A 22,746-nucleotide genomic window follows, 5' to 3' on the forward strand; every position below is an offset into this window, starting at 1 on the left:
GCGGCGTCGGCGTGGTGACATGGTCGTAAAACCCGCCATTCTCGTCATAGGTATAGATGAAGACCGTCTTCGCCCACACCGCTGGATTCGAGGCCAGCGCCTGCAGGAACTGGTTGACGTAATCGACGCCGACGTTCGGCGCGCCGCTCGGATGTTCCGACTTGGCCGCCGGAGAGATGATCCAGGACACTGCCGGCAAGGTGTTGTTGGTGACGTCGTTCTGGAAATCCGCCAGCACCCGGGGCTGCACGCCGTTGATATACAGCGGTGAATTGGTCGGCAGGTTCTGGAACTGCTTGAACCAGGCCAGCGCATTACAACCATAGTTGTCAACTTCCTGATAAACGCGCCAACTGATGCCGGCCACCTGCAGCGCTTCCGGATAGGTCTGCCAGGTCAGCGAGCCGGGAGTGAAGCTGTTGGTGGTGGCCGGCCCGCCGTGCAGGCCCTGCGGATCGATGGTGCCGCTCATCAGATGCAGGCGGTTGGGATAGGTCGAGGTGCGCGCCGAACAGAAATAGTTGTCGCACAGGGTGAAAGCGTCGGCCAGCGCGTAATGATACGGCAGGTCGCCGCGCGTCATGTAGGTATGCGAATTCATGCCCTTGTTGGGAATCCACTTATCGTTACGGCCTTTGTTCCAGGCCGCCGTGCCGGTGTTCAAGTCATGCGGCACGTCCGACAGCCACTGCGCCGAAGCGGTGCTGGAATTCAAGCGCCACGGCGTATACAGGGCGCCGGTGCTGTCGGCCTGGCTGAAGACGTTGCGGCTGGTGCCCTGGATGGTGGCGGCGTGATCATCGTTGAAACCGCGCGCACCCTTGATGGTGCCGAAATAATGATCGAAGGAGCGGTTCTCCTGGCAGAAGATGACAACGTTGCCGATAGAACCCAGCGTGCCGCTGACGGCAGGCGCCGCCAGCGCCTGCTGCACCGCCGGCGGCAGCATGGTCGCGCCCATTGCTGCCACAGAACCTTTGAGAAATTTTCTACGACCTGAATGTGCCATATGCTTCCTATAGAGATAGAAAAAAGCGCCAGACGTTATGCTTTCCAAGATCAAGGGCGTTGGCGCAGCGAGTTGCTCATTTTTCCCGGCCTGACATTCTTCAGAGAGGAAGAATGTCAGTGGGTGGAAATCAGGATGCAAGCCGGATTGTTTAAGCCGGCCGTGTTCAAAGTGTGAAAGGGTGCTTTAAGTGGAGCATCTTCAATGGCATAAGCCAGTTCTTGCGGCTAGCCGGACAAAAGAGGGAGCGGCCGGACTGAAAAATCCTTGCGTCATCAATGTCTCCTGTTCGTTGCTTATTATTTTTTAGTCGACCGATTGTCGACGCGCTGGCGTCGAAGTACAAATCGATTATTACGTTATCCCTATCGCTGCAATCGATAGCAGGAAGTCCCTGATTTTTGTTGGTGTACGAGTGATTTTTGGCGAAGTGAAGCGGGAGGCAGCAGGAAATTTCGGGATATTTGCCAAAGAGCGTGCAAAAAAAAAGCAGGGCGAAAAGTGCCGCACTTTTCGCCCTGCATATCTTTTTAACCCCATTTTCCAGCGACAACTGACTATCCGGCCAAGTCTGATTTGCTACTGTATGTCATCGATATCCGGAGCCCAGCCTGATGCATTCGAGATCGTCAACGTGTTATTCCCATTCTGGAATACACCCGTTACCTGTATGGTCCCGACACTGGTCCAGCCGCCGGTAGGCGGGAAAGACACGCTTGCCGGCGCCGCGCCGTTAAAGCTGACTTGCGCCGAGCGTGGCCCCGGATCGCCGTTGGCGTAGGCAATCGTGACGGTATAGCTGCCCGTGGACGATGCAGCAATGCCATTGAAGGTGAGCGTTCCACCGTTGCCGATATAGCCGACATCCTTGCCGCCCGAGCATGGCTGGCAATTGGCCACTACGGCGCCTCCGCTCAGGGTATTGTTTGCCGCCTCGGCTTCGTATGTGGCATGGAGCGACAGTGGCGGCATTGCAATGCCGTCGATGTCGGGAGCCCAGCCTGACGGATTGGAAAACGTCAGTGTGTTATTGCCACCTTGGAGCACACCCGTGACCTGTACCGTTCCGGTACTTGACCATCCCCCGGTTGACGGGAACGACACGGTTACCGGGGCGGCGCCGTTGAAACTGACTTGCGCCGAACGTGGTCCCGCATCGCCGTTGACGTAGCCGATCGTGACGGTGTAACTTGCCGTGGATGGCGCCGCCACGCCGTTGAAGACGAGCGTGCCGCCGTTGCCTATATAGCCGACATCCTTGCCGCCCGAGCATGGCTGGCAATTGGCCACTACGGCGCCGCCGCTCAAGGTGTTGTTTGCGGCTTCAGCCTCATAGCTTGCATGGAAAGGCTGGAGCGCCATGGGACCGGCCACGGTCGCTATGCTGCTGATGTCAGGCGCGGCTGTTGCACTATCCACGCTGGACAGCGTAATCGTGTTTGGCCCCGCTTGCAGCAAGGCGTAAGCCGTTACCGTGCCAGCACTGCCGTTGCTGCCGCTTGGTGGAAATGCGAGCGTGGTCGCCAGTCCGCCGTTCACGCTCAGTTTCGCCTTGAGCGTCTGCGTGCCGCTGTTGACGTAGGCAATCTGGACGAAACCGCCTGCGTTGGCTGAGGCAACGCCGCTGAAAGCGACTGAACCAAGGCTGGTCACCTTGCGTCCGCTGGCACAGGAGGCGCACGATGCATATGTTGCGCCACCTGACAGCGAGCTTGGCTGATAACTCGTTGCCGGCGTATCCGTGCCGCCGATCCTGAGCATGACTACGCCGCCTGCCGGCACCACTGGTGCGGTGTAGGAACTGGCATAGCTGCCGAGATCTTTCTGCGTCAATACGTCGCGCACGCTGGCCGGCGACGGCAGCAAGCCGAGCTGATTCCAGCTCACCGTCATGGCGGCATCGCTTGCCGTGTTATTGAACAGGACTACGGCACGTTGTCCGGCACCGGCCAGCAGCCTGGACCAGACTTGCTGCGCACCGGACTGCGCAACCAGCAGGCCTTGCACGCCCAGCGCATCCTGGTCGATCGCAATCATTTCCGGATTCGTGATCAAGCCGATGGTGGCAGCCGAAACAGGTTTGGCCAGATCGTTGCCCAGAATGAGCGGCGCACCGGAAAGCGCCCACAGGCTGACGTGTGCCTGATCATGTACGGCAGACATGCCCATGCCAGCAATCATCATGTCTGGATCGTTGTAGTAACCGGTATGCTGTGCCTCGGGATGGTAGTTGCCGGCGAGATTGCCAGTGACAGCGCCAAAATTCGGCACGCCGCTATTCGGACCATAAATATCGCCGGTAGTACGCCACGATACGGCCAGGCCAGGCGCCCATGCCCACGGCCCCTGCTGATAATCAGGGTAGGCGCTGTTGCTGCCGATGGTGCCCCAGTCGCAGATGTTCAGCGCCAGCTGTTGCCCGGTTTGCACATAGGCGTTCTGGACGGCTGCGGCGACCGCCGTGTAGGCATTCTGCGGATCGTAAGAAGCGTTGCTGCCGCCGCAGAAATCAACCTTGACGAAATCGTAGCCCCACTGGGCAAACTGCAGGAAATCATGCGTGTAGTGCGCGTAGTCGCTGCCGACAAAATGAGTCCCGTTTGCCCTGGTGCCGCAACCCACCGGACCGGCATCGATATAAATCCCCGCCTTCAGGCCCTTGCTGTGAATGTATTGCGCCATGGCTTGCATGCCGCCAGGCCATTGCGTGGTATCGATAATGAAATTGCCGTTGGCATCCCGCTGGCCGGAAGTCCACCAGCCCTCATCGATATTCACGTATTGATATTTGGGACCCGAGGCGATATTGGCGTTCAAGGCCGCCAGGCCGTCGGCTTCGGCCTTGATGGTGTTGTAGCTGACGTTTTCTTCCAGGCTGTTCCACGACGACCAGCCCATCGGCGGCGCCGCGACCGGAATCTGCGTCATGGCAGGGGATGATGCGTTGCCGGCCAAAGCCGCCGCGCTGGCCTTGGCTGCGCTCGCGCCGCCAGTATCGCTGTCGCTACCGCCGCCACCGCATCCGTACAAGCTCAAACCGATACTGAAACACAGCGCGGTGATGCCCCGCTTGCTATTCAACCAAGTCATATATGTCTCCTTGAGGAATGATTTGCTGTTGTGGATTGCCGTACTTTTGCAGTATGGCAACTGTGGCAATATTCATCCAATGAATTATTGTCTTGCGGCAATATCCAAATTGATATCGTGTCAAGGCGGGTGGGCTGGACGCTAGCTGCAAGCGCCCGAGGATGGTTAATGACAAAAGTGTCATCAGAATGCCACTCGAAAGATCCTGCCGATCTTCTAGTATTGGCATCAAGCGAGCATGCAAACGCGGCGGCCAGCCGGACCTGGAGCGCATTTCAGATGGCCGCGCCAAGGCACTTTGCCTCGTCAACGATCAAGGAGATCAAATCATGGAAACCAAAAATGCGTCAGCAGCGGTGTACAACGCGGCCCATCCGCAAAGCGGACGCGGCGTCGCCGTCCGCCGCTTTGCATTGCTGTCCCTGTTGTCCTTGGCGGCGGTGATCGGCTTGCGCTCTACGCACGCTGCTGAAACGGCAGTGAAAATTCCCGCGCCAAAGACGGACGTCGCGATGAGCGCTGACGCAAGCCAGGCGACTGCGATTCTGGCCGGCGGCTGTTTCTGGGGTGTGCAGGCGGTGTTCCAGCATACGCAAGGGGTGATTGCAGCGGTATCCGGCTATGCAGGCGGCGATCAGATGCATGCCCACTACGACGACGTCAGCTCGGGTTCCACCGGGCATGCCGAAACGGTAAAGATTACCTATGATCCGCACCAGATCTCTTACGGCAAGCTGCTGCAGATTTATTTTTCCGTGGTCCAGGACCCGACCCAGTTGGACCGTCAGGGCCCGGATAGCGGAACACAATACCGCTCTGTCATTTTCTATCAGAGCGACGAGCAAAAACGCGTTGCCACGAGTTACATCGCCCAGCTGGATGCTGCAAAGGTATTTTCGAAACCGATCGTGACGCAGACGGTTGCGCTGCCTGCTTCGTCATTTTATGCGGCGGAAAAATACCATCAGGATTTCGCCACCTTGCACCCGCAGCACGGCTATATCGCTTTTTACGATTTGCCGAAACTGGAAAACCTGAAAAAGCTGTTTCCTGCCGAATACCGGCCTGTCGCCGTCACCGTGGCCAAGTCCTGATTGGAGATATCCGATGAAAACTACGCGCCGAACTTTCCTGGGTGCCGGCTTGTTTGCCGGCTTGTCGGTCGGGCTAGGCTCTCTGGTCGCGGCGACTTCCCGTGCCACCTTGGCCGAACCAGCGGAGCACTTCGAAGTAATGCATAGCGACGCCGAATGGCGCAGCCTGCTGAGCACCAGCAGTTACGCCGTGCTGCGGCAGGAGGCGACTGAACGTCCCTATAGCAGCCCGTTGAATGAACAGCACCGCGCCGGTGTATTTACCTGTGCAGGCTGCGCCCGGCCCTTGTTTTCCTCCACGACCAAGTTCGACAGCCATACCGGCTGGCCTAGTTTCTGGCGGCCGCTGCCGAACGCTGTGCTCACGCGCGAGGACAAGACTTTTGGCATGCTGCGCACGGAAGTGCATTGCCAGCGCTGCGGCGGCCACCTGGGCCATCTCTTCGACGATGGCCCCAAGCCGACCGGGCTACGCTACTGCATGAATGGCGCCGCGATGAATTTTACCGAATCCACGACCTGAGCGACGGAGAACCATATGCTTTTTCTTGTACTGGCCTACCTCGGTGGCGTGCTGACTATCCTCAGTCCCTGCATCCTGCCGGTGCTGCCATTCGTGTTCGCGCGTTCAGATCAGCCGTTCTTGCGCAGCGGCCTGCCGCTGCTGCTCGGCATGATCGTGGCCTTCGGCGCCACCGCAACGCTGGCGGCGGTCGGCGGCGGCTGGGCGGTGCAAGCCAACCAGTATGGCCGCTGGGCAGCGATCGTGCTGCTGGCCTTGTTTGGCGCTACCCTGCTGTTCCCACGGCTGTCGGATCGCTTGACGCGGCCGCTGGTGGCGGCCGGCGGCTGGCTCTCGCAGCGTGCCAGCGGCGCCGAAGGAGCCGGTGCGCGCATGCTGTCTTCTTTTCTGCTTGGGATTGCCACCGGCATGTTGTGGGCGCCGTGCGCCGGCCCGATTCTCGGCCTGGTGCTGACCGGGGCTGCCTTGCAGGGCGCCAGCGTCAAGACTACTATTTTGCTGCTGGCTTATGCTGCCGGCGCCGCCAGTTCGCTGGCAGCGGCGTTGCTGATTGGCGGCCGCATATTCGGCGCCATGAAGCGCTCGCTGGGCGCCAGCGAATGGATACGCAAGCTGCTCGGGATCGCTGTGCTGGGTGGCGTTGTGGCTATCGCGCTGGGTCTGGATACAGGCATACTGGCGCGTTTGTCGAGCAGCAGGACTAACAACGCAGAACAGTCGTTGTTGGGTCGTTTCGGTGCTTCAGGTAGCGGCGCAGCGCAGCTTTCCGCATTGCCGGCCGATGCCGCGGCAGATAGCCTAGCAATCGGAGACCTGCCGGTTGAAGGCGAGCTGCCGTCCCTGAACGGCGCGGTCGAATGGCTGAACTCGCCGCCGCTGACCGCCGCCGCGCTGCGCGGCAAAGTAGTGCTGGTCGATTTCTGGACCTACTCCTGCATTAACTGCCTGCGCTCCCTGCCATATATCCGGGCCTGGGCCGACAAGTACCGCGATCAGGGCCTGGTTGTCATCGGCGTGCATGCGCCGGAGTTCGCTTTTGAAAAAAATGTCGCCAACGTCAAGACTGCCGTCAGCGACTTGGGCATCACTTATCCCGTGGCGGTGGACAATGACTATGTGATCTGGCGCGCCTTCAACAATCAGTACTGGCCGGCCCATTATTTTATCGACGCGCAGGGCAAGATCCGCTATCACCATTTCGGCGAAGGCGAATATGCGCAGTCGGAACGAGTGATCCAGCAGCTGTTGGCGGAGGCCGGCCATGCCGGGGTTGCGCGCGATATCGTCAAGGCGCAAGCAGAGGGCGCGCAACTGCAAGCCGACACCGCGCAGATGCAGTCGCCTGAGACTTATGTCGGCTATGCTCGCGCCAGTGATTTTTCACCCGACGGCGGACAGGTGCACGACCGCGTTCATGCGTATGTTTTGCCGTCCAGCCTAGCCTTGAATCAGTGGGGCCTCGGCGGAAACTGGCAGGTTAAGGGAGAAAAAGCCGTGCTGGAAAGCGGCGCCGGGCGTATCGCATATCGCTTTCATGCCCGCGATCTGCATCTGGTGCTGGGCCCGGGTGCGCAGGGCAAGCCCGTCCATTTCCGCATTCTGATCGACGGCAAACCGCCTGGCTCGGACCACGGCAGCGATGCCGATGCTCAGGGCGAGGGTACTGTGACGGAAGAGCGGCTTTATCAACTCATCCGGCAAAAAGATGCCAGTGCGGACCATCTGTTTGAGATCGAGTTTCTGAGTCCGGGGGCGGAAGCATTTGCCTTCACCTTCGGATAGCGTGCCGGGGAATTACTGTTTCGGGAGGGGATAGGCAGTGTAGAACTCACTCGCTATTTTCCAGGTGTCGTTCACCTTCAGCAACTGGATGACTTTCCAGCCGTAGCTGCCATTCTGCGAGTTTGCCTCCTTGGTCACGAAATCCAGGGAAGCTTGCGCGAGCTTGCCGTCTTGCGCTATGCGGACGTTATAGAAATGTTGTTCGTATTTCTTGCCGCTTGAGAAAACCGCTTGCCGAAAATCTTCGAATTGGCGCGTATCGAGAGGCTTGTCGCCAGTATTGCTGCCCTCCAGGGAATTGGTTGCCATGAAGGGTATTTTCTCATCCAGAAGAAGCGCAGCAAAGGTCTTCTCGTCGCCGCTGCTCAACGAGCTGGTGTAGGAAGCAAGCACCCGCTCGATTGCTTGCTTGTCCTCCGGGGAGGAGTGGTGATTGGATAGGAAGGACGGCGCTTCCTGTGCCGCCAGCGATGCTGTGGCGAGCAACAAGACTGCCGCTGCAAGAAAATTCCGAGATTGCATTGCGACTCCTGAATTCGAGAATGATAGTGGGCGCTTACGCTATGTAGCAGAAACTCGCATATGTAATCAAGACGTCATCAAGCACTCTTACTATGCCTGTTGCCGTACAGGATTGTATATGGAGATGCGAACAAGCGCAGCGTGTGCCACGGGGATGGGAATGAGTACGCAAAAACAAGCAGACGAACGGCAGCTCTACTGGGTAATGATTATTTCCGCGGCATTCGCCTTCATTGCGCTGACCTGCAATTTGCTGATGAAGCCGCCTGCGTGGGTCAGCTATATGCGCGGCCATCTCGCTAGCCGCGGCAGCATCATGGTCTTGCTGACCTTGCTGGCCTGCATACTCGTTTCCGAAAGCGTCTGCCGCCGCGCGGCGCGGCTTCTGGCCGGCAGGGTGCGCCGGCCGGTTTGAAAAGCGCCTTATTTTTTCTTTAGCTGCACGTCTTCAAACAGCCATGCCAGCACAAACGCCAGCGCGATGATGCATCCGGCGACGATATACACTGTGCTCAAGGCGCCGCCAAACGCTTGCAGATAATCCTCACGCAGCGCGGCGGGCAAATGGTGCACGGTGGTCGGGCCGAAGGTTTGCGGCAGCTCGGTGCCAGCCGGGATCAGCGCCGTCAGGCGCGTATGCAATCCCTGCGTGAACAGCGCGCCGAAGGCAGCGACGCCGATGGAGCCGCCGATCGAACGGAACATCATGGCGCCCGATGTCGCCACCCCCATGTGCTTGTAGGCCACGCTGTTCTGCACCGCCAGCACCAGCACCTGCATCACCATGCCGAGTCCGGCGCCGAGCAGACCCATGTACAAGTACATCGTGCGCAGCGGCGTTGCGTTATCGATGGAGGCCAGCAGGAACATGCCGATACAGGCAATGAATGTGCCGATGATCGGAAAGTAGCGGTAGCGGCCGATCTTGCTGATGATCTGGCCGCCGATGATCGAGGTGGCCAGCAGGCCGCCCATCAGCGGCAGCAGCTGCATGCCGGCTTCCGAAGGCGTCGAATTCTTGACCACCTGGAGATACAGCGGCAGGAAGGTCACCGATCCGAACAGCGCCATGCCGACGATGAATCCGATCAGGCTGCTGAGCACGAAGGTGCGTTCGCGGAACAGTGCGAGCGGGATGATCGGTTCGGCGGCCTGCCGCTCTTCATAGATGAAGCCGGCGATCGACAGGATCGCCAGCGCCAGCGTGAACCAGAGTTGCGGCGAGGACCATGGCAGGATAGTGCCGCCCTGGCTGGTAAACATGATGATGCAGGTCAGGGCGGACGCCAGGAAGGCGGCGCCCATATAGTCGATTTCGTGTTTCACGCGCACGATGTGCGGCTTGAACGCAGTGCCGATGACCAGCAGCGCAACGACGCCGAGCGGCATATTGATGTAGAAGATCCAGCGCCACGACAGGTGCTCGACCAGAAAGCCGCCGATCAGCGGGCCGACTACCGTCGCCAGCCCGAAGACGCCGCCAAACATGCCCTGGTAGCGGCCGCGGTCGGCCGGCGGAATGATGTCGCCGATGGCCGCCATGGTGACCACCATCAGGCCGCCGCCGCCCAGTCCTTGCAGCGCGCGCAGCAGCACCAGCTGGGTCATGTTCTGGGCGACGCCGCACAGCACCGATCCCAGCAGGAACAGCACGATCGCCGTCTGCAGCACGATCTTGCGGCCGAACAGGTCGCCGAATTTGCCATACAGCGGCACCACGATGGTCGACGCCAGCAGATAGGCGGTGACTACCCACGACAGGCTCTCGAGGCCGCCGAGGTCGCTGACGATGGTTGGCAATGCCGTCGAGACGATGGTCTGGTCGAGTGCAGCCAGCAGCATCACCAGCAGCAGCGCCGAAAAGATCAGGCGTATCGGCGGATGACCTTGCGTTTGATCGCTGGCGCTGGCGGCGTCTTCAATGCTTACGGTAATATCGGCGCTCATAAGGTGACGGTCAGTTTGAAATTAATTAAATGATCGTTTAATATATGCTGAATTTCCTAGGTAGTCAAATGGCTGAATCGAAGTTGGTGAAAAAGCAATCTTCTGCGCGTACAACGGCTGCGGCCGACGAGAGCGTGCAGCCGGCAGCGGCAAAACGGCCGGGGCGGCCGCTGGGCAGCGCGCGCGGCCCTGAGCAGCGCAGCCTTTTGCTCGATACGGCGCTGGTCCTGTTTGCGCGGCAGGGCATCGCCGACACCACGCTGGCCGCTATCGCCCGTGAAGCCAAGGTGACGCCGGCCATGGTGAACTACTACTTCACCAGCCGCGAGCAGCTGATCGACGGTTTGATCGAGGACCGTTTCCTGCCGGTGAAAGCGGCATTGGGCGGCGTCTTCCAGAAGCATCCGGACGACCCGGTGGCCGCCATCACAGAGCTGACGCAGAAATTTGTCGAAGTCGCTACCGCTAATCCCTGGTTTGCACCGTTATGGCTGCGCGGGATCATCTCGCACGATGGTTTGCTTAAGCAGCGCATGCATGCGCGCGTCGGCGATGATGACCAGCGCGCGGCACTGCTGTGTATCAAGAAATGGCAGCGCGACGGCTTGCTGAACGCTGAGCTGGAACCAGCGCTGCTGTTCATGTCGCTGATGGGGCTGACGATCCTGCCGCTGGCGGCCATCATGACGCGCAAAATCGGCCCGGAGAACAAGCCGGTTGATGCGCGCGCAATCGCGCGGCATGCGATTGCCTTGCTGGTGCATGGGGTTGGCGCCTGAGGCCGGCGGAGTTGAGGCCATGTCCATAGCGATGGCATGCTAATTCTGCGCTAATTGTTTCCTGATAGCATGGTGCGGCCAGGCAGGATATCCTGCCTGCCATAGCCGAAACAATTGACCGTTAGCCACTGGAACTCCAGCCATCCCTCCATCAGATACATGAAAAACTTCTCCTTCAGCAGTTCGGCCCTGGCTGTCGCCGGCGCTTTTTTACTTTTGCAGGCCGCGCTTGCCTCGACGGCCCAGGCAGCTACGCCTGAGAACTACAAGATCGTTGCGCGCTATCCGGTAGCTGGCGTGGAAGGCTGGGATTACATCGCTGTCGACAGCCAGCGGAGCCATCTGTTTGTCAGCCGCTCCGACCATGTCCAGGTCATCGATACGCGCTCGGGGGAGCTGGTCGCCAACATAGCCGGTACGGCGGGCGTCCATGGCGTGGCATTCGCGCAGGATCTGAAACTTGGATTCACCAGCAATGGGCGCTCGGGCACGATCACGGTTTTTGAACTCGACAGTCTCAAGACCATCGACACCATCAAGGATGTCGGCGCCGGTCCCGATTCGATCATGTATTACCCGCCATTGCAGCGCATTTACAGCTTCAATGGCAAAGACCAGAGCGTGACGGTGGTCGATGCGGCAACGCGCAAGGTGATAGCCACGCTGCCGACTTCCGGCCAGCCGGAATTCGCTGTCAGCGACAGCCTGGGCCATGTCTTTTTCAACGTCGAAGACAAGAACGAAATTGCCGTGATCGATGCGCAATCTTCAAAGATCGTCCAGCGCTGGCCCATGGCTGCCTGCGATGGTCCCAGCGGCCTGGCGATCGACGATCTGCATCACCGTTTGTTTTCAGTGTGCGGCAACCAGAAAATGATGGTCGTCGATGCCGTTTCGGGGAAGACCGTCGCCACCGTCGCTATCGGCGACCGGCCGGATGCCGCTGCCTTCGATCCTGCTTCGGGGCTGGTTTTTGTTTCCAACGGCGGCGGAACGCTGACGGTGGTGCATGAGGACACGGCCGACAAGTACACGGTAACGGCCAACCTCGCCACGCAAAAGGGCGCACGGACAATGGCGCTCGATCCGGCAACGCACCGTGTCTACCTCGTAAGCGGAACATTCGGCGCGGCGCCGGCGCCCACTCCGGCCAATCCGCGCCCGCGTGCTCCGCTGTTGCCGGACACCTTCAATGTATTGGTGGCTGCGCCAAACTGAGAAGAGCGGTAGAAATGCCGCTTCTCTCCTCATGAAATGTTGTCTTGTGGCATTTGTGCCGGCGCAGTAGGATGTGAAATTCCAGCGCAACAGGGCGGGCGTAACCAGGCCCGTTCAAAAAAATTGTGCGATTTTGAATCCAAAACGTCGTCCAGCCTCATCCAAGCAGGGTAAGCCATTCAAGAAACCCTTTCCGGAGACAACATGAACCTAGCAGACCTCCAGCACCTCGCGCCCTTCCTCATTCCCATCGTCGGCATGTTTATTCCTATCGTCGCTATCGTCATGGGCGTCTCGGCCAGGATGCGCCGCACCGAGCTGATGCACGAGACCTTGCGGCAGATGGTGGCGCAAGGCCGTGAAATCCCGCCGCAGCTGCTGGACGGCAGCCTGCTGGCGGATCGTCCCGCCAATCGCAATGGCGGCTGGCAGGGCAAGAGCGGCCAGCTGATCTTTGGCGCGACTAACGTCGGCGTGGGGTTGGGCGTGATGGTGATGTTTTACGCGATGAGCCCGGGCGACTGGCTGTGGGCGATCGGTTGCATTCCCTTGTTTGTCGGCATCGCGCTGCTGGTGGTATGGAAGATGGAATCCAAGTCGATACCGCGTTAACTCCGGGTGAAGGCCGACGTCGCCGTGCTGCCTGCGAGGCAGCTGCCGGAAGATCCCGACCTGGCCCTGCTGCAGCGGGTGCGCCAGCATGACGACCGTCGCGCTTTCGCGCTGCTGGTAGGCCGCCACCAAGGCGTGCTGCGGGCGCTGCTGCGGCGCCTGGCCGGTGGCGATGCAGCCTGGGCGGATGAGCTGGCGCAGGAGGCGTTTTTACGTGCTTATCAGAAGCTGGACAGTTTTCGCGGCGAAGCCCGTTTTCGCACCTGGCTGATCCGTATCGCCACTAATGTGTTTCTGGAACAGCGGCGGCGCGGCGATGCGCAGCTGCAGGCCCAGACTCAGGCTTTGCACGAAGCGGCGGATCAGCATCAGGTTGCTGCCGATGTGCTGGCGCAGGCGAGCCAGGCCTTGCCTTTGAGCGATGCGGTGGCGCTGTCGCTGGATATGCAGCGCGCGCTCGCTGCGCTGAGCGAAGTCGAGCGGCAAGCCATCGTGCTGAGCTATTGGGGCGATCTCTCGCACGCCGAAGCTGCGCAAGCCTTGGGATGTCCCTTGGGCACCCTCAAAACCCATTTATTGCGTGGCCGCGCCAAGCTTGAAACGGCGCTTGCGGCCTGGGCCCCGCGCAAAACCATGGAGCAGTGCAAATGAAGACTACCCCTCCCACTCATGCCGCATCCGCTGGTGAAGACTGGCTGGCCGCGCTGCTGCAGCAGCAGGCGGCCCTGGATGAAACTGCGGATCAAGGATTCTCTGCCGTCCTGATGCAGCAACTGCCGCCGCAGGCCGACGCGGCGCGGCGGCTGGCTGTAGCGTTGCCGGGCCGTGCTGTTGCTTCGGTGCTGCCGGCCTGGCTGACAGCCGTCTTGCCTTGGCTTGGCCTGTACGGGCTGGTGGTCAGCGCGGCCACCATGCTGTGGCTGGCGCTGATGCAGGCGCAGGCCGTGCTGCCGGGAGCGGGCTGGCTGCTGCTGTTCGACTCCGGCATGGCAGAGTCGCGCCAAGCGCTGGTCAATTTACTGGCGACCAGCCTGGCGCCGGCGGTGATCCTGGGCTGGCTCGCCTGGTGGCTGCGTGAACAGGAAGGAATGCTGGAATAGCGCGCCAGAATTATCGGGCTACTATTTATCTGCCGCATTCTGGTGACAAATTGTTACAAATAATCGGGCTGTTTGATGGCCCCTTCTTTTGCCTTGGCGGGCATCTCTTATAAGGACTCCTGCAACAGGCGGGCAGCTCAACTATCTCTGCGCCATTTTTAAGTGGGAATTTAAGTGGGAATTTAAGTAGGATTATTAGGAGAATGTACATGCGTGATTTTCATCGGTCGTCCAGGATGGTGGTGTTTAATCTGAGTATGCTCGCGGTGCTTGCGCTGGCAGGTTGCGGCGGTGGCGGCGACGATTCCAATCCGGGTAACGCAAGCTCTCCAAATTCCGTGGCCGGCGCCGACCAGCTTTATACCGATCCGGTGGCCTACGCGACGGACGGCACTGCCGCGCTGCCGAGCGCCACCGAGAACGCCGCTGTCACTCACCACAACATCACGCTCGGCGGCCAGGCTGTCAGTTATACCGCCACGGCAGGGCACCTGACCGCCAGCGCGCCGGCGGTTGCCGGCCAGCCGCAGGACCAGGAAGTCTCGTTTTTTTACGTCGCTTATACCCTCGACGGCCAGCCGCTCGGCACGCGCCCGGTGACATTTTTCTATAACGGCGGTCCGGGTTCATCGACCATCTGGCTGCACCTGGGTTCCTGGGGCCCTAAAACCCTGCAGGTGGACGAGGCCAGCCTGACGCCGGCAGCGCTTGCCACCCAGCCCGCCAGCTTCCCGCTGATCGACAATGATGTGACCATGCTCAACGATTCCGACCTGGTGTTCGTGGATGCCACCGGCACCGGCTATTCGGAAGCGATTGCGCCGCACAAGAACGCGGACTTCTGGGGTGTCGATGCGGATGCCGCGGCGTTCCGCGATTTCATTGCCGAGTACGTCAAGGTCAACAATCGCCAGACCTCGCCGAAATATCTGTACGGCGAATCGTACGGCGGCATCCGTACGCCGGTGCTGGCCAGGCTGATCGAAGAAGCCGGCAGTCCGGGGCAGGGAGGGCCGGCCCTGAGCGGCATCATCATGAATTCGCCGATTCTCAGCTACAAGACCAACTGCGATGGCTCTGCCGATTTCCTGTATGGCGGCAGCGCTAACTGCGTCGGCTTTTTCCCTAGCTACGCGGCGGTAGCGTATTCGCGCAACAAGGGCAGTAACCCGAACCAGCTGCTGCTGTCCGACTATGTCAACGGCAGCCGCCAGTTCGCCACGCAAAAATATGCGCCGGCGGATGCGGCGTTCCAGACCTGGGTGAGCGCCAATAATTTTGCCAACTACGGTACTCCGTATGCGCCGCCAGACACGACACTGCTGCCGGCGCTGGCCGGCTGGAGCGGCATCGGCACGAGCGACTGGGCAAACACCTTTGACATGGATCCCGATACATTCTCCGGCGCGATCCTGGGCATGGATTCGAGTCACATGGATGCCTATAACGGACTGGTCAACACGCCGGCCAATACCACCTACGGCGGCAGCAACTACAACAACCTGGCGTTTGCCAACCAGATCAAGTCTTTCCTGCCGCAATTTCTTGGATATAGCAGCCAGACGGCTTACGCGGTCGAGCCAAATGCACCCATCGACCAATGGAACTGGAACCATGGCGACGACAAGTCGAACAGCCCGAGCTCGATACCCGATCTGCTGGAAGTGCTGACCCTGCATCCCGACTTGAAAGTGGTTGTCTTTGGCGGGTATCATGACCTGAGAACCCCATTCCACCAGACTGAACTTGATCTGGCAGGGGCCGGCTTGACGGCGACGGTTCCGGTAAAGATTTTCCCGGGCGGACATATGATCTACCTGACGCAAGCATCGCGTGCGCCGATGAAGCAGGCGATCGACGGCTTCTATAGCGGCGCCTCGACAGTACATTGATCTGCCTCGGCTTTCGTCAAATTTTATACAGGAAACCTATGAAATCTCTACACGCACCAGCCATCATGGCCATCGTTGCTGCAGTGATGTGCGTTTCATCGTCATCTGCCGCCGAATACGCGCTGTCGGTTCCCGATGCCGGCGCAGCACGGCTGATCAAGGTTGGCGACATGCTGCCGAAGCCGCCGCCGGATGAGCCAGGCACCAGCCGCCCCGAGCTGCGCGGCCAGGCGCTGCGCAACCAGGCCATCGGCAACCTGAAGAAGCGCTTCGATGCGGCTGCCGATCCTTCGACCCATCTGCTCTCGCTTGCCGATGCCAAAGCTGCAGGTTTTGGTTACGTGGCCGACCACTTCAAGGAAATCGATCGTAACGGCAGTGGCTATATCAGCTTTGCCGACTTGGTGCTTTACCTGAAATCGCGCAAGGGGCCGGCTTTCAACAAGGACAGTTAAATCCTGAAAAGAAGGCGCTGCCGGCCGGGAAGATCTATAGGGAGGGAGGGAGCGAGCTCAGCTGCTAGCGGAGATTGCTTTTGATAAAGCGATGAAGAAAGAAACTGGCCGCTGCCCAGGCAATGCCGAACACCAGGATGACGGGAAAATCGAAGCCGATATCCGGCGACGCTTCGCGGACGAACGGATATGCCGCGAAGGGCATGGCCAGGCTGCCAACCAGCCAAGCAATGCCTTGCTTACACTGCAAGGTATTGCGGTCTTTGGGAATCAGTGACAAGGCTGGGTTTTGGGCGGAGATGGCGGATCAGGGATGTGCATGTCTGGATCGGGAATTACTTGGATACTCTTTTCCAGAAGCAGATCTCAAGCACCACGCCGGCAACAAAGAAAGCGACCACGCCAGTATCTGATCCAAGCACATACATGGCCAGGGCGCCAGCTAAACAACTGAGAGTAATCACGTGTTTCATGGGTAGTTCCTCCGTCATGGGATCGTCAGGTCTCGGCTAAGACGAATCATATTGGGACTGTCGTCGCTGCATCATACCATCGGCATTGTTCAACGCGGGCTGGCGGGGATATCCCGATGCGGTCGGTTTGCACGAACCACGCCAGCCTGGGCAAGGATCTATTTCAAGATGCGGCACTGCCCAAAGTCGCAGCGCATGGCCAGCGAATCGCCGCTGTCGCAAGACACCGTATAAGACTCGAAGCCCGGTCCTTTCGCGCTGAGGATGGCATGTGGTTGCGCCGCGCACGACTGCGCCTTGGCGATGTGTTCGCTTTGGTAGGAATATTGGCCGATTATTCCGGACTGTGCTTCAGGTGTCGATGCCGGCGCAGATGCCGCGTCCGGCTGGACAGCCGCTGCCTGAACTGTCGCCGGCAACTGGACAGGATTCATCGCCGCCGTCACCGGCGCGGAATATGCCACGGCAGCGGGCAGTGTAACAGCGGCCTGGCTGGCAACGCTGTTGTCTGCCTCATATGGCTGCTGTTTGACGTAGGTGAAAAAAAAGTTGTCGGTGGCTGACTTCATGGCGAAGGTGTCGGCGCTTATCTGGTACAGGCGATAGCAGTCCTGCATCACGCGCCAGCCGCTGCCGCCGTAAATGCCGAGACAGATCTGGTTCTCGGCATCCTTGAATTCATAGGAGCCGGTGCTGCCGCCGCCCTTGTCCAGGTTCCTGACTTCGAAGCCGCCGCTGGAGTTGATGTCGTACTGCATTTTCGCTCCGCTGGGACTATGGCCCATGACGGTGCCTAGGCTGCTGAAGTGGCGGTGCATTTCCTCCCCCATCAGCTGGCGTTGCGGATAGCCGGGGGGCGCGCCGGCCACTGTCGTCATGTTGAGCGCCGCCGGCGGGGTTGCCGCGGCAGGGGGTGTGAATGCGGCCATTTGCGCTGCGCGGTTCTCTCCCATGAACACGGTGACGACAGAGGGGTAATCGAATGCCGCGCCGGAATTCTGGTCGATTACCACGCCGACGATGCCGCCGAAGAGGATGTTACCGAAGGTCATGCCCTTGACTGTCGATTTGAGCTGGGCCTGGCCGGATTTGATGCTTTCCTTGTCGCATTGGACCAGCAGGTCGTCGCGTGATTTATGAACGGTGACGGTGCCGGGCGAGGTGACGTAGAAGGTGCCTTTGGCGTTCTGCAGCTTGCACGATGCGCCCTTCACCAGTTGTCCTTGATTGCGTGCTTCGACGCTGATTAGCTGAGTGCTGCCGCTGACGATGGATGCGCAACCCGTGAGTAGCGAAGATGCAATGATGGCGAGCGCAAGCATCGCCCTGGTCAAGAAACGCGTATTCATCTGCTCCCCTGCTTTCGATTCTTATAGTTTTGGATTGCGTTTTTTTGTCAGGAAAATTCCTGCCGGCGCTCGCATTTGGCCCGCCGTATCGTAGCAGATAAGATTTCTTGGGTGGAATAATGGCGTGCTAAAAGCTTGCGGTGTCGGGTATTTAATACAGTCTGTGGCGGTGCCACCGGAGACAATACGAATACGTCTTGTTTGAAGCGTGAAACCGGCTGTTCCACGCATAAAAAAGGCAGCGCTCCAGGGGGAGGCGCTGCCGTCAATCGACTATTCAAGGAGACCCAAAGAGTCGAAGTTACCTGGTTTTGCTGAGTCTTGAGCTGAGTTTTAAATTGCCCAGCCGCCTGCATAGAAGACTGCCAGGGCAATCGCAATCGCGACCGTGCCGACATTCAGCTTGCGGAACTCGCCAGACACCACGCGGCCGATCACCAGGGTGCAGAAGCCGAGCATGATGCCGGTGACGATGTTGCAGGTGAGGACGATGAAGACTGCGCACAGCAGGCCGGACATGGCGTCGACCATGTCATCCATGTGCATGCGGCTGACGCTGCCGAGCATCAGCAGGCCGACGTACATCAGCGCCGGCGCCGTTGCGTAGGAAGGCACCAGGCCCGCCAGCGGCGAGAAGAAAATCACAGCCAGGAACAGCAGGCCGACGACGACGGCGGTCAGGCCGGTGCGGGCGCCGACGGCAGTGCCGACTGTCGATTCGATATACGCGGCAGCAGGAGCGCCGCCTACCAGGCCAGCGAAAATCGAGCTCAGCGAATCGGCGGTGAGCGCCTTGCCGCCATTGTGGATGTAACCTTTTTCATTCACTTGTCCGGCTTGGCCGGCAACCGCGCGGATGGTGCCGGTGGCGTCGAATACTGCAGTCATCACCAGCGCCAGTACGCTAGGCAGCACGGTCATGCTGAGTGCGCCCTTGATGTCCATCGAGCCGATCAGGCTGGCATGGCCAGGCGAGCTGAGCGCAGGCATGGAAAAGATGCCGGTGAATTTGACTGCCGGATCGAAGATCAGGCCGATCAATGACAGCGAGACCACGACCAGCAGGATGCCGCCCGGTACGCGGCGGCGTTCCAGGCCGAAGATGGCCGCCAGGCCGACGATGCTCATGACGACTGGAAACGCAGTGATATGGCCGAGTGCTACTGGCAAGCCGGGACCGGCATTCTTGACTACCAGGCCGACATCGCTGGAAGCGATCAGCAGCAGGAACAGGCCGATGCCGACGCCGGTGCCGTGAGCAACGCCGGCCGGCAGGTTTTGCAGGATCCAGGAACGGATGCCGGTGACGGAAATCGCGGTGAACACCAGGCCCATCAGGAACACGGCGCCGAGGGCCACCGAAGGCGACAGGCCTTTGCCGAGCACCAGGCCGAAGGCGGTAAAGGCCGTCAGCGAAATGGCGCAGCCGACCGCGATCGGCAGGCGCGCCCACAGGCCCATCAGCAGCGAACCGAAAGCGGTGGTCAGGCAGACTGCAACGAATACCGCGCTGACGTCGAAACCGGCTCTGCCCAGCATGCTCGGCACGACGAAAACGGAATACACCATGGCCAGGAATGTGGTGATGCCGGCGATGACTTCACGTCGCTGGGTGCTGCCGCGCGCGGTAATCTGAAAGTACTGGTCGATTTTACTTTCGGCGACGGCGATAGGTTCGTCCAGGCCCACGACAGGCTGGGACTGGAGTTGTTGTTCCATCATGATCGAGCTGCTCCTTTGTATGTCCGCTGCAGCGGCCGGTAACCGGCTTTTCATCGACCGTTAGTCGACCGTCAACAGGGTGTCTCGTGTTATGTTTTTGAATTGCCAGCAACCGCACACCGAACCCTGGTAACTAGTGCAGTGCTTCGCAAATAATGAAACTTCATAAACGGCGCCTTTTCGCGCCATGCGTCGTTGTGAATCCTCGCGATAGTCTCGCTATCGCTCCGGCTCACGCCTAGCCTGGCACGAAAATTCACCATTTCTGAAGCTCCATTACTTACGAACCACTACACTGCTCGTCATTTGCAAAGAAGATCAGTTCGGCGAAGACAGCTTAGGGTATGGATAGGCGCGAATCCATCATGAGGGTTCAATAGCCGCCATTCGCATTTCGATATGCGGGAAAAAGGCGGGACCTTGAAAAGGCGGTCCGTACAGAGTGAAAGCGTCGCAGAGAGCGGCTATCGGCGGGGCAGCGCAGGCAGAATATAAATCCACTGGCAAAACGACAAGACCCGCTGCGCGGCTACTGGTGGATGGTGTAAGTCAGGTCATGCCAGTTGTGCGAGGTCTTGGCGCCGCGGCTCTTGCCGGGGAAGCGCATGACAGCGATTTCGCGCTGCGCGCGGGCATCCAGCGCCGGATCGCCGCAGCTTTTTCTGATCGCCACGTCGGTCACGTGGCCCGCGCTGTCGAGGTACACGCGCACCAGGACCTTGACCGCCTGTGCGGCGGCAGGCGCGGCGTTGGACGGCGCGGCTTTGGCGAGCAGTTTTTCAATGAGACTCATGGGCATATCCTTATCTGCAGCAATTCTCGCTCACTTTACTTGTTTAAGATATAGCATGTGGCATTCCACAAACATCGGGAGAGCACAATGCGTTTCAGCTTGATTACCCCATTGCTGTGCGCGCTGCTGGTGTCAGCCTGCGCGACCGTGCCGCAAGGCGCCGGCGGCGATCTGTGCAAGCAGGCCGGCGGCAGCAGCCAGCTGCAGGCAGAACTGCTGTTCGGGCGTAACATCAACGGCCGCGGACCGGTCACCGATGCCGAACGCGCCGGCTTCATGGCCGACGTCGTGACGCCGCGTTTCCCGGATGGCCTGACGACCTGGGACACGCGCGGCCAATGGCGCGATGCGGCGAGCGGCAAGACCATCCAGGAAGACAGTTTCGTGATCCGCATCGTCGCTGCCGAAACGGCGGACACGCTGGCGCGCCTGGCGCAGATACGCAGCGCTTACACCAGCCAGTTCCACCAGGATGCGGTGGGTTTGCTGTTCACGCGCACTTGCGCATTGTTCTGAGCAGTCACTGACGCTGGCCGTTAAGCTCCCGCCGCACCATCGCTTGCTGCAATGCCGGCCTGGCTAGAAAGGCCAAAACGCTGCAGGCAGCTGATACATCAATTTATTGCCATGTGGAAATATATCTGTCATTGTCGTTTTGCACACATTTGTGTGTAACCTCTCATGGAGATGACATGACAACGACTATTGAATCCTTACAGTTAACCCTGAAGGAAAAGCACAATCTGTTGACCAATCATGCTGTTTTTTCGGCCATCCGCAACCAGAACGACTTGCGTCTGTTCATGGAATGGCATGTTTTTGCGGTATGGGATTTCATGTCGCTGGTGAAGCGCCTGCAGATGGATCTGACCACCACTTCCATTCCCTGGTACCCTCCCACCAATCCGAACGCTGCACGCCTGATCAACGAGATTGTACTGGGAGAAGAGTCGGATATCACGCCGAAGGGAGCAATGACGCATTTCGACCTGTATCTGTCGGCGATGAAAGAGATCGGCGCTTCGACGCGGCAGATCAACCAGTTCCTGAGCATGATCAGGAAGGGCGATGCGGTGGCCACCGCGCTCAAGCGGGCGGAAGCACTGGCGCCGATCCAGCGCTTCGTTACATCTACCATCAGCACTTGCCAGGACGGCCTGACGCACCAGGTGGTCGGCAGCTTTTTCTACGGCCGGGAAAACGTCATTCCCGAGATGTTCCAGGCCTTGCTGAAAAGCTGGAGCATCGCGCCGGAAACCGTCCCCGAGCTCAATTTCTACCTGGAGCGGCATATCGAGGTGGATTCGGGCGACCACGGGCCGGCGGCGCAGCGCATGATCGAAGAAATCACGGGCAACGATCCGGTGCAGATGCGTGAAGTGCTGGAAGCCGGGATCCAGGCGATCGACGAGCGTCATCGGCTGTGGGATAGCCTGCTGGCGGCGCTGCAGCATTCGCCCTCCTGAAAGCGGCTGCCGTTAGCGCTTGCAGATGCTCATGGCGGGAGACGCCTAAGTCATTTTCCAGTGCCGGTGGCTGCTTTATGAGCAAAGTACCGTATCGGCAGGTGTAGTGCGCTGCTTCGGCCGGATCGTTTGATTTGGCCGGAGCAGTTCTGATACAAAATAATCTTTTAAATTGCAAATGAGAAATATATTTCCGTACAGAATTTAATGTACTATTGTTGTTGATAGGCAATCATAATAACAAGTAGGTAATACTTCGATAATTACTCCTGTACGTGAACTGGCGAGGTCGAACATGTGGCTTAAAACAATTTTCAGCAAACCCACAACCAGTACCCGCGATGAGGAGAAGCACGACGCAGTAAAAAAATCCCACAGCCAGCAGCCAGCGCCGCCAGCCAGAAAACCGGCGGCCGTCGCTGAGCGCGCTGCGCTGCAGCCGGCGAAAAGCGCCAGCAGCCAGATCGAATACGATGAAAAACTGATCCCGCAATTGAAAGGGGACCACGCGGCATTGCTGCTGATGTATTCGACGGTGGCCAACAAGATGAGCGCCGACAAGTGGGATGCCGTCCCCGCTGCCTTGCGCGAGATGCGCATGGCGATGTACGGCCATCTGCTGACCGAGGGCGTCAAGCTGTATTCATACATGCGGCGCAGCCTGGCGGAAGATCCGGCGCTGCACGACGTCTATCGTTCCTACAAGCGGGAAATGGATGGCATCGGCCGCGTGGCCTTTGATTTCTTCGACAAGTACCAGGGCAAGGAGTGGATCGTCTCGCGCGATGCGCGCATCACTTTCAAGGACGAGTTTGAAAATCTCGGCAAGGTGCTGGTAGACCGCATCACGCGCGAAGAAAATATTCTTTACCCTCTATACATCCCGTCATAAGCGCTGCTGCATGGCGCGACGGCTGACG

The 22,746-nt window shown here is 59.3% G+C and carries 23 protein-coding genes; 14 read left to right on the forward strand and 9 right to left on the reverse strand.

The genetic code is table 11. The features are described 5' to 3' along the window. Both VNZ65_RS23615 and VNZ65_RS23620 read right to left on the reverse strand, forming a co-directional pair. On the reverse strand, positions 1 to 1,009 hold a 1,009-nt coding region (locus VNZ65_RS23615), incomplete at its 3' end, for an alkaline phosphatase family protein (protein WP_325673440.1). Positions 1,010 to 1,588: 579 nt separating this feature from the next. Next, a complete protein-coding gene (locus VNZ65_RS23620; RefSeq protein WP_325673442.1) occupies positions 1,589 to 4,099 on the reverse strand; it encodes a carbohydrate-binding protein in 2,511 nt (836 codons plus the stop codon). 329 nt (positions 4,100 to 4,428) lie between these two features. Here VNZ65_RS23620 and msrA point away from each other — a divergent pair, with 329 nt between their 5' ends. From msrA to VNZ65_RS23635, 3 genes are read left to right on the forward strand one after another with little or no spacing between them, the layout of a single operon-like run. Next, positions 4,429 to 5,193: a peptide-methionine (S)-S-oxide reductase MsrA gene (msrA, locus tag VNZ65_RS23625; protein WP_325673444.1), complete on the forward strand. Its 765-nt coding sequence runs from the start codon at positions 4,429 to 4,431 to the stop codon at positions 5,191 to 5,193. Between the two features lie 13 nt (positions 5,194 to 5,206). After that, entirely contained in the window at positions 5,207 to 5,716 is a 510-nt protein-coding gene (gene msrB, locus VNZ65_RS23630; RefSeq protein ID WP_325673446.1) for a peptide-methionine (R)-S-oxide reductase MsrB, read from the forward strand. Between the two features lie 15 nt (positions 5,717 to 5,731). Then, a complete protein-coding gene (locus tag VNZ65_RS23635) occupies positions 5,732 to 7,498 on the forward strand; it encodes a cytochrome c biogenesis protein DipZ (protein WP_325673448.1) in 1,767 nt (588 codons plus the stop codon). Between the two features lie 12 nt (positions 7,499 to 7,510). Here the strand turns inward: VNZ65_RS23635 and VNZ65_RS23640 are convergent, their stop codons facing one another. Beyond that, complete coding sequence (locus tag VNZ65_RS23640; RefSeq protein ID WP_325673450.1) at positions 7,511 to 8,020, reverse strand: hypothetical protein; 510 nt, start codon at positions 8,018 to 8,020, stop codon at positions 7,511 to 7,513. A 160-nt stretch (positions 8,021 to 8,180) separates the two neighbouring features. Between VNZ65_RS23640 and VNZ65_RS23645 the strand changes: the two genes are divergently transcribed. Further along, positions 8,181 to 8,435, forward strand: coding sequence for a hypothetical protein (locus tag VNZ65_RS23645; protein ID WP_325673452.1), 255 nt, complete (start codon positions 8,181 to 8,183; stop codon positions 8,433 to 8,435). A gap of 8 nt (positions 8,436 to 8,443) precedes the next feature. Here the strand turns inward: VNZ65_RS23645 and VNZ65_RS23650 are convergent, their stop codons facing one another. Continuing rightward, the gene (locus VNZ65_RS23650) at positions 8,444 to 9,967 is read right to left on the reverse strand and encodes an MDR family MFS transporter (protein ID WP_325673454.1); all 1,524 of its coding nucleotides are present in this window, start codon (positions 9,965 to 9,967) and stop codon (positions 8,444 to 8,446) included. A 68-nt stretch (positions 9,968 to 10,035) separates the two neighbouring features. On the opposite strand from VNZ65_RS23650, the gene VNZ65_RS23655 reads away from it, so the two are divergent. The 7 genes from VNZ65_RS23655 (at position 10,036) to VNZ65_RS23685 (ending at position 16,023) form a co-directional block, all read left to right on the forward strand. Next, positions 10,036 to 10,746: a TetR/AcrR family transcriptional regulator gene (locus VNZ65_RS23655; protein ID WP_325673456.1), complete on the forward strand. Its 711-nt coding sequence runs from the start codon at positions 10,036 to 10,038 to the stop codon at positions 10,744 to 10,746. A 159-nt stretch (positions 10,747 to 10,905) separates the two neighbouring features. Beyond that, a complete protein-coding gene (locus VNZ65_RS23660; protein ID WP_325673458.1) occupies positions 10,906 to 11,964 on the forward strand; it encodes a hypothetical protein in 1,059 nt (352 codons plus the stop codon). 204 nt (positions 11,965 to 12,168) lie between these two features. Then, positions 12,169 to 12,576, forward strand: coding sequence for a DUF6249 domain-containing protein (locus VNZ65_RS23665; protein ID WP_325673460.1), 408 nt, complete (start codon positions 12,169 to 12,171; stop codon positions 12,574 to 12,576). Between the two features lie 6 nt (positions 12,577 to 12,582). Beyond that, a complete protein-coding gene (locus VNZ65_RS23670) occupies positions 12,583 to 13,227 on the forward strand; it encodes a sigma-70 family RNA polymerase sigma factor (protein WP_325673462.1) in 645 nt (214 codons plus the stop codon). Further along, positions 13,224 to 13,676 (forward strand): hypothetical protein, encoded by a 453-nt coding sequence (locus VNZ65_RS23675; protein ID WP_325673464.1) that lies wholly within the window; start codon positions 13,224 to 13,226, stop codon positions 13,674 to 13,676. The genes VNZ65_RS23670 and VNZ65_RS23675 overlap by 4 nt, the downstream gene beginning before the upstream one ends. A 209-nt stretch (positions 13,677 to 13,885) precedes the next feature. Continuing rightward, the gene (locus tag VNZ65_RS23680; protein WP_325673466.1) at positions 13,886 to 15,568 is read left to right on the forward strand and encodes a S10 family serine carboxypeptidase-like protein; all 1,683 of its coding nucleotides are present in this window, start codon (positions 13,886 to 13,888) and stop codon (positions 15,566 to 15,568) included. A 38-nt stretch (positions 15,569 to 15,606) separates the two neighbouring features. Then, the gene (locus VNZ65_RS23685) at positions 15,607 to 16,023 is read left to right on the forward strand and encodes an EF-hand domain-containing protein (protein WP_325673468.1); all 417 of its coding nucleotides are present in this window, start codon (positions 15,607 to 15,609) and stop codon (positions 16,021 to 16,023) included. A 64-nt stretch (positions 16,024 to 16,087) separates the two neighbouring features. Here the strand turns inward: VNZ65_RS23685 and VNZ65_RS23690 are convergent, their stop codons facing one another. From VNZ65_RS23690 to VNZ65_RS23710, 5 genes are all read right to left on the reverse strand, one after another. Then, positions 16,088 to 16,228: a hypothetical protein gene (locus tag VNZ65_RS23690; protein WP_325673470.1), complete on the reverse strand. Its 141-nt coding sequence runs from the start codon at positions 16,226 to 16,228 to the stop codon at positions 16,088 to 16,090. A 130-nt stretch (positions 16,229 to 16,358) separates the two neighbouring features. After that, positions 16,359 to 16,496, reverse strand: coding sequence for a hypothetical protein (locus VNZ65_RS23695; RefSeq protein WP_325673472.1), 138 nt, complete (start codon positions 16,494 to 16,496; stop codon positions 16,359 to 16,361). A gap of 158 nt (positions 16,497 to 16,654) precedes the next feature. Next, positions 16,655 to 17,845 carry a hypothetical protein gene (locus VNZ65_RS23700; protein ID WP_325673474.1) on the reverse strand — a complete coding sequence of 397 codons (1,191 nt, stop codon included), beginning with the start codon at positions 17,843 to 17,845 and terminating at the stop codon, positions 16,655 to 16,657. A 333-nt stretch (positions 17,846 to 18,178) separates the two neighbouring features. Further along, positions 18,179 to 19,534, reverse strand: coding sequence for an NCS2 family permease (locus VNZ65_RS23705; protein WP_414649208.1), 1,356 nt, complete (start codon positions 19,532 to 19,534; stop codon positions 18,179 to 18,181). 562 nt (positions 19,535 to 20,096) lie between these two features. Then, complete coding sequence (locus VNZ65_RS23710; RefSeq protein ID WP_325673475.1) at positions 20,097 to 20,360, reverse strand: energy transducer TonB; 264 nt, start codon at positions 20,358 to 20,360, stop codon at positions 20,097 to 20,099. Between the two features lie 87 nt (positions 20,361 to 20,447). Here VNZ65_RS23710 and VNZ65_RS23715 point away from each other — a divergent pair, with 87 nt between their 5' ends. The 3 genes from VNZ65_RS23715 to VNZ65_RS23725 all read left to right on the forward strand — a co-directional run bounded on the left by VNZ65_RS23715 (position 20,448) and on the right by VNZ65_RS23725 (position 22,718). Next, complete coding sequence (locus VNZ65_RS23715) at positions 20,448 to 20,876, forward strand: DUF3574 domain-containing protein (protein ID WP_325673477.1); 429 nt, start codon at positions 20,448 to 20,450, stop codon at positions 20,874 to 20,876. A 176-nt stretch (positions 20,877 to 21,052) separates the two neighbouring features. After that, a complete protein-coding gene (locus tag VNZ65_RS23720; RefSeq protein ID WP_325673479.1) occupies positions 21,053 to 21,826 on the forward strand; it encodes a DUF3050 domain-containing protein in 774 nt (257 codons plus the stop codon). Positions 21,827 to 22,121: 295 nt separating this feature from the next. Continuing rightward, a complete protein-coding gene (locus VNZ65_RS23725) occupies positions 22,122 to 22,718 on the forward strand; it encodes a hemerythrin domain-containing protein (RefSeq protein WP_325673481.1) in 597 nt (198 codons plus the stop codon). Positions 22,719 to 22,746: the final 28 nt, after the last annotated feature.

This window comes from Collimonas sp. (assembly GCF_035566555.1).
GTDB lineage: Bacteria > Pseudomonadota > Gammaproteobacteria > Burkholderiales > Burkholderiaceae_D > Collimonas.

Coding starts and splice junctions, on each gene's coding strand:
- VNZ65_RS23620 (WP_325673442.1), bottom strand. CDS start 4,099: ATGACTTGGTTGAATAGCAAGCGGGGCATCACCGCGCTGTGTTTCAGT.
- msrA (WP_325673444.1), top strand. CDS start 4,429: ATGGAAACCAAAAATGCGTCAGCAGCGGTGTACAACGCGGCCCATCCG.
- msrB (WP_325673446.1), top strand. CDS start 5,207: ATGAAAACTACGCGCCGAACTTTCCTGGGTGCCGGCTTGTTTGCCGGC.
- VNZ65_RS23635 (WP_325673448.1), top strand. CDS start 5,732: ATGCTTTTTCTTGTACTGGCCTACCTCGGTGGCGTGCTGACTATCCTC.
- VNZ65_RS23640 (WP_325673450.1), bottom strand. CDS start 8,020: ATGCAATCTCGGAATTTTCTTGCAGCGGCAGTCTTGTTGCTCGCCACA.
- VNZ65_RS23645 (WP_325673452.1), top strand. CDS start 8,181: ATGAGTACGCAAAAACAAGCAGACGAACGGCAGCTCTACTGGGTAATG.
- VNZ65_RS23650 (WP_325673454.1), bottom strand. CDS start 9,967: ATGAGCGCCGATATTACCGTAAGCATTGAAGACGCCGCCAGCGCCAGC.
- VNZ65_RS23655 (WP_325673456.1), top strand. CDS start 10,036: ATGGCTGAATCGAAGTTGGTGAAAAAGCAATCTTCTGCGCGTACAACG.
- VNZ65_RS23660 (WP_325673458.1), top strand. CDS start 10,906: ATGAAAAACTTCTCCTTCAGCAGTTCGGCCCTGGCTGTCGCCGGCGCT.
- VNZ65_RS23665 (WP_325673460.1), top strand. CDS start 12,169: ATGAACCTAGCAGACCTCCAGCACCTCGCGCCCTTCCTCATTCCCATC.
- VNZ65_RS23675 (WP_325673464.1), top strand. CDS start 13,224: ATGAAGACTACCCCTCCCACTCATGCCGCATCCGCTGGTGAAGACTGG.
- VNZ65_RS23680 (WP_325673466.1), top strand. CDS start 13,886: ATGCGTGATTTTCATCGGTCGTCCAGGATGGTGGTGTTTAATCTGAGT.
- VNZ65_RS23685 (WP_325673468.1), top strand. CDS start 15,607: ATGAAATCTCTACACGCACCAGCCATCATGGCCATCGTTGCTGCAGTG.
- VNZ65_RS23690 (WP_325673470.1), bottom strand. CDS start 16,228: ATGCCCTTCGCGGCATATCCGTTCGTCCGCGAAGCGTCGCCGGATATC.
- VNZ65_RS23695 (WP_325673472.1), bottom strand. CDS start 16,496: ATGAAACACGTGATTACTCTCAGTTGTTTAGCTGGCGCCCTGGCCATG.
- VNZ65_RS23700 (WP_325673474.1), bottom strand. CDS start 17,845: ATGAATACGCGTTTCTTGACCAGGGCGATGCTTGCGCTCGCCATCATT.
- VNZ65_RS23710 (WP_325673475.1), bottom strand. CDS start 20,360: ATGAGTCTCATTGAAAAACTGCTCGCCAAAGCCGCGCCGTCCAACGCC.
- VNZ65_RS23715 (WP_325673477.1), top strand. CDS start 20,448: ATGCGTTTCAGCTTGATTACCCCATTGCTGTGCGCGCTGCTGGTGTCA.
- VNZ65_RS23720 (WP_325673479.1), top strand. CDS start 21,053: ATGACAACGACTATTGAATCCTTACAGTTAACCCTGAAGGAAAAGCAC.
- VNZ65_RS23725 (WP_325673481.1), top strand. CDS start 22,122: ATGTGGCTTAAAACAATTTTCAGCAAACCCACAACCAGTACCCGCGAT.